Below are 1092 nucleotides of genomic sequence, written 5' to 3'. Positions count from 1 at the left end.
GGAAGCGATCGCTTTCAATTAACTCTTTATACTGTAATTTCCTTTGTTTTTATGTTCCTTCTAGTTTGATACCAAGAACTAGCAAACTTTATATGCCCAGACTTGTAAATAAATATCTGGTTCAGCTTCCGGTAGGTTGGCAAATGGCTCTCCTTTTTCAACTAACTTCCACTTACCAGAAGCTTCTAGGGCTGCTTGCTTGTCTTTAAAATCACTATTCTGGTAATAATCGGGACGAATAGTAAAAATGATATATCCCCCTGGCTTAGTAATACGAATTAGTTCATCAAAACCACTGCTGGGAGCATGGCCTAATGTGAACGTTCCGACGCTAAGAATCCCATCAAAGGTGTCCGTTGCCAACGCTAAAGGTTCGCCCAATATTCCTTGGTGAAGTGCGCTGTAAACGTTCTTTTTTCTCGCTTCTTCCAGCATCCCTGCTGAAATATCCATTGCCTCTAGATTGCCATATCCGCGCTGATGAAGAACTTGCCCGACTAGCCCAGTTCCCGCCCCAGCATCTAATATCTTGGCTTCTTTAGAAAGATACTTGACCAAAACCTCGACGGCGGGTTCGGGTCCGGTATAGTTTTCAGGCAACAAATCTTGCTCATACTCCTTAGCCCATACATCATACCTTTCGGCTAATTCTTGATTGTTTTGAGAACTGTATACCCAATGTACCGTATCTGTTTTTTTGCTCATACTTTTACTGAACACTATTTTCTACATTCTTAAGAGAGGTTTTAACGTAAGTTGCTAGTTATAGCAATTCTACGACTTGTGAGGTACAAATTTCTGGTTTTTAGGGAGCAGGGAGCAGGGAGCAGGGAGCAGGGAGCAGGGAGCAGGGAAGAGGGAAGAGATAAAAAATAATGTGTACCTCATGAGTCCTATAAACGTTATACAAATTTTAAGTGTTAAAGCACACCTAAGTCCCCTTGTTCTACGCCCTTGGCGTATGCCCGAAGGGCTATAGGGGGACGAACGGGGGATCTCAAAAGATTAGGTATATAACTAGCAACTTGGGTTTTTAGTCATGAATTAGTTATACTATCCCCCCCTCATAAAACCAGGATAGCTCTGGCTTTT

At 42.3% G+C, this 1092-nt stretch carries 1 protein-coding gene; it reads right to left on the bottom strand.

The annotated features are described in order from the left end of the window. Positions 1–78: 78 nt before the first annotated feature. Complete coding sequence (locus F6K37_RS43980; protein WP_287257426.1) at positions 79–705, bottom strand: class I SAM-dependent DNA methyltransferase; 627 nt, start codon at positions 703–705, stop codon at positions 79–81. Positions 706–1092 lie beyond the last annotated feature (387 nt).

It is taken from the genome of Moorena sp. SIO4E2, assembly GCF_010671945.1.
Taxonomy (GTDB): Bacteria; Cyanobacteriota; Cyanobacteriia; order Cyanobacteriales; family Coleofasciculaceae; genus Moorena; species Moorena producens.
This window is presented reverse-complemented; position numbering and strand designations above follow the sequence as displayed.

Bases quoted from the DNA above. Each gene is read 5' to 3' on its own strand.
- F6K37_RS43980 (WP_287257426.1), bottom strand. From the start codon at position 705: ATGAGCAAAAAAACAGATACGGTACATTGGGTATACAGTTCTCAAAAC.